This is a genomic window from Micromonospora sp. NPDC048063 (assembly GCF_043202855.1).
Classification (GTDB): domain Bacteria; phylum Actinomycetota; class Actinomycetes; order Mycobacteriales; family Micromonosporaceae; genus Micromonospora.
In genome coordinates this window covers 466,999-481,545 of sequence record NZ_JBIDBG010000002.1, presented here as the reverse complement: position 1 = coordinate 481,545, position 14,547 = coordinate 466,999, and the positions used below count along the sequence as shown (strand labels likewise).

13 protein-coding genes and 1 pseudogene are annotated in these 14,547 nt (G+C 74.0%); 7 read left to right on the top strand and 7 right to left on the bottom strand.

Annotation, left to right across the window (positions count from 1 at the left end; all coding sequences use genetic code 11):
* The first annotated feature begins 17 nt into the window (after positions 1 to 17).
* Entirely contained in the window at positions 18 to 932 is a 915-nt protein-coding gene (locus ACGFZ2_RS07005) for an MMPL family transporter (RefSeq protein ID WP_393451452.1), read from the top strand.
* A 24-nt stretch (positions 933 to 956) separates the two neighbouring features.
* Here ACGFZ2_RS07005 and ACGFZ2_RS07000 read toward each other — a convergent pair whose 3' ends face one another.
* Positions 957 to 2,213, bottom strand: a complete 1,257-nt coding sequence (locus ACGFZ2_RS07000) for an erythromycin esterase family protein (protein WP_393450943.1) — start codon at positions 2,211 to 2,213, stop codon at positions 957 to 959.
* 175 nt (positions 2,214 to 2,388) lie between these two features.
* Between ACGFZ2_RS07000 and ACGFZ2_RS06995 the strand changes: the two genes are divergently transcribed.
* On the top strand, positions 2,389 to 2,580 hold the full coding sequence (locus ACGFZ2_RS06995; protein WP_393261101.1) for a DUF2795 domain-containing protein: 192 nt from the start codon (positions 2,389 to 2,391) through the stop codon (positions 2,578 to 2,580).
* Positions 2,581 to 2,623: 43 nt separating this feature from the next.
* On the opposite strand, the pseudogene erm reads toward ACGFZ2_RS06995, so the two are convergent.
* The 4 genes and pseudogenes from erm to ACGFZ2_RS06975 form a co-directional block, all read right to left on the bottom strand.
* Positions 2,624 to 3,422, bottom strand: a pseudogene (gene erm, locus ACGFZ2_RS06990) (ErmE/ErmH/ErmO/ErmR family 23S rRNA (adenine(2058)-N(6))-methyltransferase).
* A 525-nt stretch (positions 3,423 to 3,947) separates the two neighbouring features.
* Positions 3,948 to 4,853: a Gfo/Idh/MocA family protein gene (locus ACGFZ2_RS06985; RefSeq protein WP_393450940.1), complete on the bottom strand. Its 906-nt coding sequence runs from the start codon at positions 4,851 to 4,853 to the stop codon at positions 3,948 to 3,950.
* A gap of 103 nt (positions 4,854 to 4,956) precedes the next feature.
* Entirely contained in the window at positions 4,957 to 6,180 is a 1,224-nt protein-coding gene (locus ACGFZ2_RS06980; protein WP_393450937.1) for a glycosyltransferase, read from the bottom strand.
* 131 nt (positions 6,181 to 6,311) lie between these two features.
* Positions 6,312 to 7,682, bottom strand: a complete 1,371-nt coding sequence (locus ACGFZ2_RS06975) for a glycosyltransferase family 2 protein (protein ID WP_393450934.1) — start codon at positions 7,680 to 7,682, stop codon at positions 6,312 to 6,314.
* A gap of 338 nt (positions 7,683 to 8,020) precedes the next feature.
* Between ACGFZ2_RS06975 and ACGFZ2_RS06970 the strand changes: the two genes are divergently transcribed.
* Complete coding sequence (locus ACGFZ2_RS06970; RefSeq protein ID WP_393450931.1) at positions 8,021 to 8,416, top strand: hypothetical protein; 396 nt, start codon at positions 8,021 to 8,023, stop codon at positions 8,414 to 8,416.
* Complete coding sequence (locus ACGFZ2_RS06965; RefSeq protein ID WP_393450928.1) at positions 8,409 to 8,828, top strand: hypothetical protein; 420 nt, start codon at positions 8,409 to 8,411, stop codon at positions 8,826 to 8,828. Before ACGFZ2_RS06970 ends, ACGFZ2_RS06965 begins: the two co-directional genes overlap by 8 nt.
* Positions 8,829 to 8,900: 72 nt before the next feature.
* On the opposite strand, the gene fabG is transcribed toward ACGFZ2_RS06965, so the two are convergent.
* A complete protein-coding gene (fabG, locus tag ACGFZ2_RS06960; RefSeq protein WP_393450925.1) occupies positions 8,901 to 9,659 on the bottom strand; it encodes a 3-oxoacyl-ACP reductase FabG in 759 nt (252 codons plus the stop codon).
* 143 nt (positions 9,660 to 9,802) lie between these two features.
* On the opposite strand from fabG, the gene ACGFZ2_RS06955 reads away from it, so the two are divergent.
* A complete protein-coding gene (locus ACGFZ2_RS06955) occupies positions 9,803 to 11,392 on the top strand; it encodes a DUF4139 domain-containing protein (protein ID WP_393450922.1) in 1,590 nt (529 codons plus the stop codon).
* A gap of 49 nt (positions 11,393 to 11,441) precedes the next feature.
* Here the strand turns inward: ACGFZ2_RS06955 and ACGFZ2_RS06950 are convergent, their stop codons facing one another.
* Complete coding sequence (locus ACGFZ2_RS06950) at positions 11,442 to 13,094, bottom strand: alpha-amylase family protein (protein ID WP_393450919.1); 1,653 nt, start codon at positions 13,092 to 13,094, stop codon at positions 11,442 to 11,444.
* 89 nt (positions 13,095 to 13,183) lie between these two features.
* Between ACGFZ2_RS06950 and ACGFZ2_RS06945 the strand changes: the two genes are divergently transcribed.
* Together ACGFZ2_RS06945 and ACGFZ2_RS06940 are read left to right on the top strand one after the other, a co-directional pair.
* Complete coding sequence (locus tag ACGFZ2_RS06945; RefSeq protein ID WP_393450916.1) at positions 13,184 to 13,786, top strand: DUF1349 domain-containing protein; 603 nt, start codon at positions 13,184 to 13,186, stop codon at positions 13,784 to 13,786.
* 88 nt (positions 13,787 to 13,874) lie between these two features.
* On the top strand, positions 13,875 to 14,546 hold the full coding sequence (locus ACGFZ2_RS06940) for a DedA family protein (RefSeq protein ID WP_393450913.1): 672 nt from the start codon (positions 13,875 to 13,877) through the stop codon (positions 14,544 to 14,546).
* Position 14,547: the final 1 nt, after the last annotated feature.

Here is a 14,547-nt window from a genome sequence, read left to right as displayed (position 1 = left end):
TCACCGGCCGCCTCGCGGTGGTGGTCGCCGGGGACACCCCGCAGGCCACCTCGGCCGCCGTCCCGCAGGTCACCGCGCTGATCCAGCGCACCGAGAACGTCCTCGCGGTGGCCCCGCCGCAGCTCAGCCCGGACGGCCGCACCGCGCTGCTCGGCGTGGTGCCGAAGACGGGGCCGACCGACGAGGCCACGGAGACGCTGGTCAACGACGTCCGGGCCGCGGTCGGCGGGTTCCGCGACGTGGACGTGCTGCTGACCGGCGCGACCGCGATCGGCATCGACGTCTCCGAGAAGCTCGCCGACGCCCTGCCGGTCTACCTGCTGCTGGTGGTCGGGCTCTCGGTGCTGCTGCTGATGCTGGTCTTCCGCTCGCTGCTGGTGCCGGTCAAGGCCGCGCTGGGCTTCCTGCTCACCGTCGCCGCGACGTTCGGCATCACCGTGGCGGTGTTCCAGCAGGGCCACCTCGCCGACCTGGTCGGCCTGGACACGCCCGGCCCGCTGGTCAGCTTCCTGCCGATCCTGCTGATCGGCATCCTGTTCGGGCTGGCGATGGACTACGAGGTCTTCCTGGTCTCCCGGATGCGGGAGGACTTCGTGCACGGCGACACCGCGCAGCAGGCGACCATCAACGGGATGGGGCACGGGGCCCGGGTGGTCACCGCCGCCGCCCTGATCATGATCTCGGTGTTCGGCGGCTTCGTGTTCCTCGACGACCCGGTGATCAAGTCGATGGGCTTCGCGCTCGCGATCGGCGTCGCCATCGACGCGTTCGTGGTGCGGATGACGATCGTCCCGGCGGTGATGTCACTGCTCGGCCGGGCAGCCTGGTGGCTGCCGCGCTGGCTGGACAGGGCCCTGCCGAACGTCGACATCGAGGGCGAGGGCCTGCGCGCCCACCTCGACGAGAAGATCCCGGTGACCCCCCGCGCCTGACCCGCCCGACGCCTACCCGGCCGGTCAGACGCCGGCCGGGTAGGTCTCCATCTCGCCGGGCGTGGTCAGGGCGGGCAGCGGGTGCAGGGTGGTGGTCTCGTCGCACCAGACGAAGGCGTCGTACCGCTCCCCCAGCCGGGTCGGCACGTAGTTGCCCCAGGACTCGAACGACGGGTCGTAGACCACCCCGATCGCCCGGTGGTCGACGGTGTCGGTGACCCAGCCCGGCTGGTCGGCGCCGCCGAAGACGAGCACCGCCCGCTCCGGCATCAGCTCGTGCAGCCGGCCCTCGACCGAGCCTTGGCGGGCCGGCGGCACCACCATCGCCTCGGCCGGCGAGCCCCAGCGCGGCGCGGCGATCACCGTGCCCCGGTAGCCGCCGAAGCCGACCAGGACCACGTCGTCGGCCCCGTGCCGCTCACGGGCCAACTGACCGATGTTGATCAGCCCGTCGGCGGCCATGTCGGTGGCCCGGGCGTCCCCGATGTGTGTGTTGTGCGCCCAGACGATCCCCCGCGAGCCCGGGCCGTAGCGGTCCAGCAGCCGGTCCAGCGTGTCCGCCATGTGGGTGTCCCGGACGTTCCACGACTCCGGGCCGCCCCGGACCATGGCCCGGTAGTAGCGCTCCGCGCCGGCCACCACCTCCGCGTTCTGCCAGGCCGAGAAGCTGTCCGGGCCGTCCGCGGCGGCCTGTTCGCGGGTACGCGCCAGCAGCCGGACGACCTCCTCCTCGCAGCGCGCCGAGACGAACCGGCTGGCCGCGCCGTACTCCTCGACCCGCTTGCCGTACGGCTCGAAGCAGCGGTACGCGTCCTGCGCCGCCTCCAGCGACGCCGGGTCCTCCTCGCCGAGGTAGTCGAAGATCGCCTGCATCGACTCCCACAGGCTGTAGACGTCCAGGCCGTGGAAGCCGGCCCGGGCGTCCGCTGGCCGTTCGACGTTCCACGCCCGCAGCCAACTGCAGAACCGGGAGACCTCGGCGTTCGCCCACATCCAGGTCGGCCACCGCTCGAAGCGTTCCAGCGCCATGCGCGGCTCGGTGGCCGCGCCCGGGGCGCCCGTCACGGACCGGTGCACCCGGTCGCAGTCGGGCCAGTCCCCCTCCACGGCGACGAAGGAGAAGCCACACTCGGCGATCAGCCGGCGGGTGAGCTGTTCGCGCAGCCGGTAGTAGTCGTAGCTGCCGTGCGTCGCCTCACCGATCATCACGATCCTGGCGTCCCGGACGCGCTCCAGCAACGGGTCGAAGTCGCTCGGCGCGCCGAGCCGCTGAACCAGCATGGCGGGCGGCTACCCGGCGTGTCGCCGGGCAAACCGCCGGCCGGCGAGCGGGGCGGCACCCCCGCCGGTCCCGCGCGACGTGGGCCGCGCGGGACCGGACCTGAGCGGGGCGTGGGGGCCGGGACCCGGGAGGCACGGGCGGTGTGCCGTCGGGCTGAGCGGGTAGCCCGTCGGCATGACCGTCACCGGCGTGCAGTTGCAGGAGTACCTGGCCGGGCTCGACTACCCGGTCTCCCGGGAGGACCTGGTCCGCTGGGGCCAGGAGAACGGGGTCAGCACGGAGATGCTCCAGATGCTCCGGTCCCTGCCGACGGAGGAGTTCGGCTCCCCCGCCGAGCTGAGCGAGGCCCTGAACACGCTGGCCTGACCCGCGGCACGACCTGCACGCCACACTCCAGCGGCTGGCCGGCTCACCTGGCGTGCAGCAGCCGGAACAGCACCAGCCACTGCTCCGGCCAGACGTGCCCGACCGGGGTGGCCGGGTCGAGCCGCGTCGCCCGCAGCGCCGCCGACAGCCGCGCCCGCGGGTGGTGCCGGCCCAGCGAGGCCGCGAGCGAGCCGCCGACCCCGCCGAAGCCGATCTCCACCATCCGCCGGTACGCGGGCAGCGCCGACTCGGCCAGCAGCGGCTCCGGCCGCCGCTCGACGCGCAGGATGCCGGCGTCCACCCCGGGCACCGGGCGGAACGCGGTGCGGGGCACCCGCCCGGCGAGCCGCCAGCCGAACTCCGGCCAGGTCAGGACGGTGAGCCGGGTCCACCGGCCGTAGTCGCCGCTGCGCCGTCGGGCGTACTCGAGTTGGGTGAGCAGGGTCGCCGCGCGCAGCCCGGGCGCGGCCAGGCACCACCGCACCACGGCCGAGGTGAGCGACCAGGGGATGTTGCCGACCACGTCGAACTCCTCCGGCGGGGGGCGTCGCGGTCAGGAAGTCGGCCTGGCGGTGGGTGACGTTCGGCAGGCCGGCGCAGACCCTGGCCAACTCGGCGCCGGCGGCGGGGTCCACCTCGTACGCCATCAGGTGCCGGCAGCGGGCGGCGAGCGGCCGGGTGAGCTGGCCCCGGCCGGCGCCCACCTCCAGCAGGAGCCGGTCGGGCCGGGGTCGGGCGGCGTGCACCAGCCGGGCGATCGCGGCCGGGTCGACGAGGAAGTTCTGGGAGAGTACGCGCCGGGAGCGGTCGCGTTCGGTTGCTCGGGTACGGCGGGGCGCCACGGGTCGTCGTCCTGTCTGTCGCCGTGCGGCGACGGTGCGGACAGGCAGCCGGAAGGGGGCCTGTCCGAGGGAAGAGTGGACTCGGACGGCCCTGGGCGTGGCGCGGGGACTGCGGGTCGGCGCACGGCGGCACCCACCGCCCGGCCGGAGACCGGGGTCGGTGCGGCACGCCACCGCCCGGCCGGAGACGGGGGTGGCGCGCGGCACGTCACCCGGGCGGGTGACCGGGGTGGCGCCGACGGCGGCACCACCCCGGGGTGTCACCCGGGGCGGCGGTGGGGCGGCGCCGAGGGCCCGGCCAGGACCGGGCGGAGGGCGCCGTGCGTGCGGTGCGGGATCAGTCGCGGGTCGCGCCGGCCAGGGCCGGACGCCGGACTCGCAGGCGGGCCAGCAGTGGCCCGAAGGCGGCCGGCGTGCCGACCCCCTCGATCAGAGCGTGCGCGGACATGCCCGCGACCCTAGCTCCGTCGTCGCCGACCGGCGACCGCTTTTCCGCCTCAGGTCGGCAGGTCGACGGTGCGGCCCTCAAGCCGGCAGGTCGACGGTGCGGCCCTCGGCGCGGGCGGTCTCGGCGGCGGCGAGCACGGCGACGACCTCGCGGCCGAAGCGCACGTCGCAGCGGTGGTCCCGGGTGCCCGACCCGATCTCCTCCAGCAACTGGTCGATCGCCACCCCCAACGCGGTGGCCGAGTCGCCCTCGCCGGCCGGGACGGTCTCGACGCCGTTCTCGCCGTAGAAGACGAACTCCCGGCTCACCGCCTCGGGCGGGGCGTCCAGGGTCAGCGAGATCGTGCTCGTCGCTCCCCCGTCGTGGGTGAGCAGCAGGTGGACGAGCCCGCGCGGCCCGTCCATCGCGGCGACCCGGGTGACCCGGCCGAGCACCGGCAGGATGACCGACAGCGCGTGCGGGCCGATGTCCCAGAGCGCGCCGTGCTGCCGCCGCCAGGGCGAGGCGCCGTACGGGCTGCTCGGCTGGAAGATCGAGCCGAACCGGACCGCCTTCGCGGTGTGCCACCCGCCGACGGCGGCGGTCGAGGCCAGGAAGGCGGCGATGTCCGGCTGGTAGCGGCCGGTGAAGAAGACCACCGAGGCGACGCCGGCCGCCTGCGCGGCGTCGACCACCCGGTCGGCGTCGGCGACGCTCAACGCGAGCGGCTTGTCCAGCAGCAGGTGCCGGCCGGCGGCCGCCGCGCGGGTCGCGATGTCGGCCTGGACGTCCGGCGGGAGGGCCACCGCGACCGCGTCGCAGGCGTCGAGCAGTGCGTCGACGTCGGTGAACGCCGGCGCCCCGTAGCGGTCGGCCAGGCTGGCGGCCTTGCGCGGGTCGCGGCCCCACACCCCGGCGATCGTGGCCCCCGGGTGCGCGTGCAGCGCCGCGCCGTGCGTCTGCGCCGCCCAGTGACCGGTGCCGAACAACCCGAACCGCACCACGAGAACCTCCACATCGTCGTCACACCACGTTACCCGCGGCCATGAGCCGCGCCAGGGCCTGTGTCGGATGTCGTCGGCGCGCCCGATTTCCGATACAGGCTGCTCACGCCCGCAGTGTGGCGGCCAACCGCTTCGCGGCGACCTGCGCTCCGTCGGTGCGTATGACCGCGGCGAACGCGCGGGCGCGGGCGGCCACCTCGGGCCGCAGTGCGCCGCCAAGAGCCGCGGTCAGCGACTCGACGGTCGGTACCGCGCCGGGATGTTCGCTGCCGATGCCGAGCGCGGACACTCGTCGCGCGAAGTAGTGCTGGTCGTAGACCTGCGGTATGACGACCTGCGGCGTCCCGGCCAGCGCGGCCGTGGTGGTGGTGCCCGAGCCGCCGTGGTGGACCACCGCGGCCACCCCCTTGAACAGCGCCTGCTGGTTCACCTCGCCGACGACCATGCAGTCGGGGGCCCGGTCGACCAGCGAAAGGGGTGCCCATCCCCGGGAGACGACCAGACGGCAACCGACCGCGCGCACCGCCTGGAGGGCCGTCTCCAGCAGGCCCGGGGGTGCGGCGATACTGCCGAATCCGACGTAGACGCACGGCCCACCGGCGTCCAGGAAGGTCGCCAACTCGGTGGGCAGGGCCCGCTCGTCCGGCAGGAGCCAGGCACCCGGTTGATAGACAGCCGTGTCGGCGGTGTCCGGCCAGGGCGCCATTGTCGCGTCGGCGGCCAGCCACGGCTGGTCGGTGTGGATGTGGTCGCTGACGTCGTCGACCGGAACCAGTCCGACCGCCGCCCGGAGCGCGTTAAGCGGCGCGCGGAAGGTGTCGTTGACGTGCCGCAGGTTGGCGGCCCACAGTTCGCGGTTGTCGGCCGACGGGGGCGCGGGCACCTCCCCGAGCAGCGGCAGCGGTAACGGGGGATGGTGCGGTGAGGGAAAGACCGCCGGGCAGAGCGCCGCGAAGAGGTACGGTATGCCCCGCTTTTCCGCCACGGAGCGGGCGGCGACCTGAAGGCTGGTCGACGCGACGAGGGCGTCACAGTCCCGGGCCGCCCCCGACAACACCTCGAACTGGATGCCGATGGAGGACTCGGCCAGCTGACGTACCCGTGCCGGCGAGGGTCGAGGCACGGCAGCGCGCGGCCCGGGCGCCGCCGACCTGCGCCAGGGCGGGCCGATGGGCACGAAGGGAATCCCGAAGGCGGCCACCCACCGGGCGAAGTCCGGTGGGGCGCAGAGGCGGACCTGCACGTCGAGAGCCTTCAACCGCGATGCCAGCGCCACGAGGGGTTGGACGTCGCCGCGTGACCCGAGGGTCGACAGCAATACGCGCATATTACTCGCCTTTCCGTCGCTGGAGGCGGATCCGGGCGCGGTGGAACCAGCCGGGACACCACGTCGGGCCCGGCCGCACGGTCGATCTGCCACCCGGCACCGGGAGAGCGCCCCGGCGCCGGTGCCGCATGTCACGCCTTGGCGGCGACCTGGCCGGCCACTCGGCGCGCGACGCCGGTCACGGGCTGGCGGGCCCGTAGCGTCAACACGTCGCCGAGCCCCTCGACCGCGCGCAGCTCGGCCGCGCACTCGGCGGCCTGTGTCTGGCGCAGGTAGTCCATCGTCTGCGGGTCGGCGGCGCACATCCCCGGCGTCGGGTCGGCGGTGGCGACCAGGTGCACCTCGCCGGCCAGCAGCAGCGAGGCGGAGATGAACTGGCAGAGCTCCGGCCACAGCAGGTACCGCCAGAAGTCGACGCTGACCACCGCGTCCAGACTGCCCGGCGGCATGGGTGGGGCGACGCCGAGCAGGTGGAAGTTGGTCGGCCCGACGGGTGCGGCGTAGTCGAAGGTGAGCGCCGAGGTGGGCAGCCCCGACTCGGCGCGGCCGGTGCCTATCCAGAGCACCCTGGGCCCACGCAACTGGCCGGCGAGGCGCGCGGCGGCGGGCCCGATGGCGCAGGCCGACCGCTCGACGCACTCGTCGATGAGCGCCCGGTAGTGCATGATCCGCCGGATCGCCTCATACCCCATGACCGCGGTGAGGAACTCCCATTCGAGGCAGGGGTACAACCTGGCGGCCTGCTGGAAGTTGGCCTTCATCTCCATCCAGTTGCGGGTGATGTTCTTGTGGTGCGGCAGGTGGAAGACCCGGGCCTCGTCGTCGTAGCCGAAGTTGACGCCGTCCGGCAGGCTCCGGTCCACGCGGTAGAACAGCTCGACGTCCTCCACGCCGTAGCGCAGACCGAACGCCTCGCGGTAGCCGCCGACCTGCGCGAAGAGCGAGCTGGCGAGCGAGATGTTGTGCGTGTAGGCGACCACCCAGCCGGCCCGGAGCCAGTCGCCGTCGTCGCTCGGTAGGCCCGTCGCGAACCGCAGGTCCCCACCGTGCGGGAAGGAACGCGAGATCGTGTGCGACTCGCCGGCCAGCACGGCGGGCAGGTCCGCGAGGCCGATCTCGTCCCGCCGGCCGATCAGCACCGCCGCGTTACCGGGCGCGCTGTGCCACGCCAGGTGCCTCTCCAACAGGTCGGGCGCGGCCCACGAGTCGGCGTCGAGGAAGACCAGCAGGGGCGCGGAGGCACGCCGTGCCCCCTCGTTCCGGGCTACGGAGCGGCCCTTCCGCCCGGGCAGTTCCACCACGCGCAGGCGGAGACCGGCACCTTCGGCAAGAGCCTCGGCGTACCTGTCGGACGAGCCACCGTCCCGGACCACGATGACTTCGAAGCGTTCGGGCGGCAGCGTCTGTCGGGTCAGCGCCTGGAGGGTCAGCGCGAGGCACTGCGGATCCTGGTAGGTCGGCATGACCACGCTCAGCGCCGGGCGGGTGGTGGGCAACGACATGGCGATCCTCTCCGTCAGACGAACTTGCCATCGGAGGTCAGGCGACGATTGCCGGAGAAGAAGAGAATACTTTTCGTAACCTTCCCCTCACCCATAAATAGGGGTCGATAGGGGGGCACCGTCCCCTCGCGACAGTCGTCGCCTCGGCCAGGCTCACTCCCGCGCCCGCCGGCACGACACGGCCGGGCGTCGGACGCCCCGGGCGCCGGGCCGGGCGGACGACGGGCCGCCGAGGCGGGGCGGACGACGGGCCGTCGAGGCGGGGCGGCGGGTGGCGGGGTTTACTACGCGGGTTAGTAGGCTGTGCCGGTGACCGAAGCGCACCCGGGACGGCCCCGATGACCAGCGCAGCCTCGGCCGGTTCGCCGGTGGACGGGCTCCTCGCGACCGCCTCGATCGTGCTCTCGCTGCTCGTCGCCGCCTGGGCCCTGGTGGCGACGCTGCGGCGCCGCGCGCCGGACCAGGTGCAGTTCGGGGGCCTGGCCGCGCTGGAGGTGGCGCTGCTGGCGCTCGCGGTGGTGGCGGGGGTCGCCCTGGGCGGCGGCGAGCAGCCCGGCGAGCCGGGTGCCTTCTTCGGTTACCTGGCGACGCTGGTCTGCCTGCCGCCCCTGGCCTGGGTGCTGGCCCGGATGGAGCCGACCCGCTGGGGCTCGGCCATCGTCTGCGCGGTCTGCCTGGTCACGCCCGTGGTCGTCGTGCGGCTGCAACAGACGTGGGAGGTGCTGGGTGGCTGAGGTGTGGGCCCCGGAGCGGAAGCGGACCAACGCCGGCCCGGGGCGGCTGCTGATCGCGGTCTACCTGCTCTTTGCGATCGCCGCCACCAGCCGCGCCGGCCTTCAGATCGCCACGAGGTTCGACGAGGCCCCGGTGGCGTACCTGCTCTCGGCGCTCGCCGCGGCCATCTACATCGTCGCGGCGGTGGGGCTGGCCCGCGCCGGCGCCGCCGGCCGGCGCGTCGCCCTGGCGTGCTGCACGGTGGAGCTGGCCGGGGTGCTCGGCGTCGGCATCCTCAGCGTGGCCGACCCGGAACTGTTCCCGGACGAGACGGTCTGGTCGCGGTTCGGCAGCGGGTACGGCTACATCCCGCTGGTCCTGCCGGTGCTCGGCCTGCTCTGGCTCTGGCGCACCCGGCGCGATCCCGCCTGACCCGTCCGACCCCGGCGGCACCCGGGGAGACCGGCCCGCCCCGGCGGGCGGTGGCCCGCCGGGGCGCGGAGGTCAGTCCTTGGGGCCGCCGGCGACGTAGATGACCTGACCCGACACGAACGACGCGCCCTCGCTGGTCAGGAACGAGATGGTGTGCGCCACGTCCTCCGGCCGGCCGACCCGGCGGACCGGGATCTCCGACTCGGCGTGCTTCTGGAGCGCCTCGAAGTCGACCTTCATCCGGGCGGCGGTGGCGGCGGTCATGTCGGTGACGATGAAGCCGGGCGCGACCGCGTTGACGGTCACCCCGAACGGGCCCAGCTCGATGGCGAGCGTCTTGGTGAAGCCCTGGAGGCCGGCCTTCGCGGCGGAGTAGTTCGCCTGGCCCCGGTTGCCCAGCGCGGAGGTGCTGGAGAGGTTGACGATCCGGCCCCACTTCTGCTCGACCATGTGCTTCTGGGCCACCTGGCTGAACAGGAACGCGCCGCGCAGGTGCACGCCCATGACCGTGTCCCAGTCGGTGTCGCTCATCTTGAACAGCAGGTTGTCGCGCAGCACGCCGGCGTTGTTCACCAGCACGGTCGGCGCGCCCAGCCCGGCGGCGACCCGCTCCACGGCCGCCTCGACCTGGGCCCGGTCGGACACGTCGGCGCCGACGCCAAGCGCCCGGCCACCGGCGGCGGCGATCGCGTCCACCGTGTCCTTGGTCGCCGACTCGTCGATGTCGACCACCGCGACCGCGAGGCCGTCGGCGGCCAGCCGGCGGGCGGTGGCCGCCCCGATCCCCCGCGCCGCCCCCGTGACGATGGCGACCCGCTGTTCCTCCGACATGCCTACCTCCCGGTAACTTCCGCTCGATCGGAGGAGCTTAACCCAGGCGTACGGCGTGCCGGCCGGGCGCGGGACGGCGGTCCTGCCGACACCCCGCCGCGGCCTGCCGGGGTTACGAGCACGGTTCGGCTACCGTCGCCGCCGTGAACGCAGTGGAGATCGAAGCACCCGTCGTCGGTGTCACCGTCTACCCGGACCGGGCCCGGGTCACCCGCCGGGGCAGCACCCGGTTGACCGCCGGTGAGCACCGCGTACGCGTCGCACCGTTGCCGCTGGGCCTGCGGCGGGACTCGGTACGGGTCGGCGGCCGGGGCGCGGTCACCGTGCTCGGCGTGGACGTGACGACGTGGCGGCAGGCACGCAGCACCGACGGGCAGGTCCGCGAGCTGGAGCAGCGGAGCCGGGAGCTGGCCGACGAGCTGGCCGAGGTCGACGACACGGACGAGATCGAGGCGCAGCGGGGGCAGTTCATCGGCCGGCTGGCCGAGCGGGCCGGCGGCACGTACGCCCGCGCGTTGGCCTCCGGTGACGCCGCCCCGACCGACGTGGCCAGCTTCGCCGACTCGGTGGCCGGCCAGCTCGCCGACTCCCGCAGCCGCCGGCGCGGGTTGGCCCGGCGACGTGCCGACCTGGCCGAGGAGCTGGCGGCCGTCGAGCGGCAGTTGGCGGCGGCGAACGGCAAGCGGGAACCGGACCGGCTGGCCGCCGAGGTGACCGTGGCGGTGGACGCCGACGACGCCGAGCTGGACCTGGAGCTGACCTACCTGGTCGACGGGGCCCGCTGGCAGCCCTCCTACGACCTGCGGCTGGTCGACGACACCATGACCGTCACCTGGTTCGGCCTGGTCAGCCAGGACACCGGCGAGGACTGGCCGGAGTGCGAGCTCCAGCTCTCGACCGCCCGGCCGGCGGCGGCGGCCGGCGTACCCGAACTGTCGCCCTGGTATCTCGACCGGGTCCGGCCGGCACCGCCGATGCCCATGTCGACGGCGAGCTTCGGCGCGCTGCCGCCGCCCCCGGCGCCCGGCGCGGCGCCGGCCGCTGCGGGTGGTACGGCCCGGTCCGCCGCGCCGCGCCCCAAGGTGCGGGAGAGCGTGGCCACGGTCGAGCAGGGGGTCACCGCCGCCACCTACCGGCCGGCCCGTCCGGTCGCGGTGCCGGCGGACGGCAGCGCGCACCGGGCCACCATCGCCGTGCTGGAGCTGCCGGCCCGGCTGGACCACGTGACCGTGCCGGTCCGCGCGGCCGAGGCGCACCTGCGTGCGACGGTCCGCAACACCTCGGCGCACACGCTGCTCCCCGGCCCGGCGGCGGTCTTCCACGGCGCCGACTTCGTCGCGGCCACCCGGCTGCCGACGTGGGCGCCCGGCGAGGAGACCGAACTGGCGCTCGGGGTGGACGACCGGGTACGGGTGGAGCGGAAGCTGGGCCGGCGCGCCGACACCCGGGCCACGCTCGGCTCGACCCGGCGCCGGGAGGTGGAGTACCGGATCAGCGTCGCCAACCACACGCCCCAGGCGGCGACGGTGGAGGTGCGCGACCAGCTTCCGGTGTCCCGCGACGAGGCGGTGGTCGTCCGGGAAGCCACCCTCGTCCCGCCGCCGGCCGAGCGTACCGAGCTGGGCGAGCTGACCTGGCGGCTGCGGCTCGGGCCGGGCGAGAGCGGCGAGATCACCATGGGCTTCCGGGTCGAACTCGCCAAGGGGGTCGAACTGGCCGGCTGGCGGGAGTGACCGGTCGTCCGTCGAGGTGGGGCGGACGACCGTTCGACAGGGAGCCGGGCTAGAGGCCGCGGCCTCGGCAGAGGCGGATCCACCGGTAGCCGTGGCCGGCCAGCTTGAGGCGGTCCAGCTTGCCGACCCCGCCGTAGTTGCGGTCGGCGAGGACGTCGACGGGGAGGTCCGCCTCCGGCTCCAGCGTGCCCAGGTCCACCTCGGCGTCGGAGGTGCCGAGGTTGTGCAGGAAGACCATCGTCCCGGTCCGCCCGTCGGCCCGGTGCGCCAGCACGCCCGGCGGCATCGCCACGTCGATGTGCGTGGTCGAGCCCGAGCCCACCTCGGGGGCCTCGCGGAGCGTACGGATCATCCGCTCGAACCAGGCGAGCAGCGACCTGGGGTCGCCGCGCTGGGCGGTGACGTTGACCTTCTCGTAGCCGAAGTCGCCCTTGTCGACCACCGGCCGGACCAGCTTCTCGGGGTCGGCCGTGGAGAATCCGGCGTTCGGCTGGTACGACCACTGCATCGGGGTCCGGATCGCCTCCCGGCCGGGCAGCGACAGGTCCTCCCCCATGCCGATCTCCTCGCCGTAGCGCAGCACCGGCGTGCCGCGCAGCGAGAACTGGAGCGAGTACGCCAGCTCGATGCGCCGGCGGTCGTTGCCGAGCATCGGGGCGAGCCGGCGGCGGATGCCCCGGTCGTAGATGCGCATGTTCTCGTCGGGGCCGAACTCCGCGTACACCTGGTTGCGCTGTTCGGTGGTGAGCCGGGACAGGTCGATCTCGTCGTGGTTGCGCAGGAAGGTGGCCCACTGCCCACCCTCGGGCAGCGCGGGGGTGTCCCGCAGCGCCTCGATGATCGGCTCCGGGTCCTGCCGGGCCAGGGCCAGCATCAGCCGCCCGTTGAGCATGAAGTCGAAGAGCATGTGCAGGCGGTTCGCCGAGCCGCCGGCGTCGGCGAAGAAGGTCGGTAGCTGGTCGGGCTCCACGTTGGCCTCGGCGAGCAGGACGGCGTCGCCCCGGCGCCACTGCACGTGCTGGCGCAGCTCGGTGAGGAAGTCGAAGTCCTTCGGGGAGTTCGGGTTGCCCGCCTCGGTCAGTTCGATGATGAACGGCACGGCGTCCATCCGGAAGCCGGAGACGCCGAGCTGGAGCCAGAACGAGACGATCTTCTTGACCTCCTCGCGCACCTTCGGGTTGGCGAAGTTGAGGTCCGGCTGGAACTTGTAGAACCGGTGGTAGAACCACGCCTTGGCGGTCCGGTCGTAGGTCCAGGTCTCGTTCTGCTCGCCGGGGAAGACCATGCCCTGGTGGCGGTCGTCCGGCTCGTGGTCGGACCAGACGTACCAGTCGCGGTACGGCGAGTCCGGCGAGGAGCGGGCGGACTGGAACCAGGGGTGCTCGTCCGAGGTGTGGTTCACGACCAGGTCGATGATCACCCGGATGCCGCGGTTCTGCGCCTGGTGCAGCAGCTCCGCGAAGTCGCCGAGGGTGCCGAAGCGGGGGTCGACGTTGTAGAAGTCGGTGGCGTCGTAGCCGTCGTCGCGGTTGGGCGACGGGTGGATGGGGTGCAGCCAGAGGCAGGTGACGCCCAGCCGGGCGAGGTAGTCGAGTCGGCCGATCAGGCCCCTGATGTCGCCGACGCCGTCGCCGTCGGAGTCCGCGTACGTGTCGATGTCGAGGCAGTAGACGACGGCCTCGGAATACCACCTGTCAGCCATGCCGACCTAATGTCTCCGATCCCCGCGTCCGGCAAACGCGGGACCGGGCGGCAGCGGCGCGTGGTCCGGGCGGCGGTACGGTCGCCGGCATGGGAGACGGAGCGCGTGAAGTCGACTGGGCCGAGGGCGAGTGGTGGAACGAGCCGGTACGGGTCGAGCACGGGCCGGCCGGCGGGCTGCTGGTGGAGCCGGCCGGGGGCAGCGACCTGTGGCGGCACACCTCGTACGGCTTCGTGCACGACGACGCCCCGGCGTTGCTCGCGCCGCTGCCCGTCGGCGACGCGGTGGAGGTGGCCTTCCACCTCGACTACGGCGAGCAGTTCGACCAGGCGGGCGTGCTGGTCCGCGTCGACGAGCGGAACTGGGTGAAGGCCGGGGTGGAGGTCAGCGACGGCCTGCCGCAGGTCGGCGCCGTGGTGACCCGGGAGGTGTCCGACTGGTCGGTCGCCCCGGTGCCGGAGTGGGCCGGGCGGGAGGTGACCGTCCGGGTCAGCCGCGACCGGGACGCGCTCACCGTGCGGGCCCGGGCCGGCGGCGAGCCGTGGCGGCTGGTCCGGCTCGCCCCGCTGCCGCCGGAGGCGGTGGCGACGGCCGGGCCGTACTGCTGCTCCCCGACCCGGGCGGGGCTGCGGGTCCGGTTCACCGGGTGGCGGCGGGGGCCCGCCGACGCGGCGCTGCACCCGGAGGGCTGAGCCGGCGTGGCTCCGGACACGGGCAGGTGTGACCGGCGGGTCGCGGGGTAGAGGACTCTGATCCCCCGGCCCCGGCGAAAGGATCGCGATGGCACTCGCCGAGAACGTCGACCCGACCCGGCTCGGCGGGCTGACCGGTTGGGTGGCGGGGGTCATCGATGCCGCCGGCGCGTTCGGCGTGGCGCTGCTGGTCGCCCTGGAGAGCATCATCCCGCCGATCCCGAGCGAGATCGTCCTGGCGATGGCCGGCTACCTGGCCGGCGAGGGCCGGTTCAACGTGGTGCTGGTGGTCCTCGCCGCCACCGCCGGCTCCCTGGTGGGGGCGCTCGTCCTCTACTGGCTGGGCGCGGTCGCCGGCGAGGACCGGCTCAAGCGCTGGCTGGACCGGCTGCCGCTGGTCGACCGGGACGACCTGGAGCGGGCGGACCGCTGGTTCGAGCGGCACGGCCGGTGGGCGGTGCTCTTCGGCCGGTTGATCCCGGTGGTGCGCAGCCTGGTCTCCGTCCCCGCCGGGGCCAACCGCATGCCGCTGCCCGAGTTCGTCGCCTTCACGACGCTGGGCAGCGGCGTCTGGAACTCGCTCTTCGTCGGCCTGGGCTACGCCCTCGGCTCCCGCTGGCAGCGGATCGAGCGGTACAGCGACTGGTTCGACTACGGCATCGTCGCCGTCCTCGTGGTGATGATCGTCTGGTGGGCGGTCAAGAAGTCCCGCCGCCGGCGCGCCCGCCACCGCGACCGCGCCGGCGCCGCCACCCGCTGAC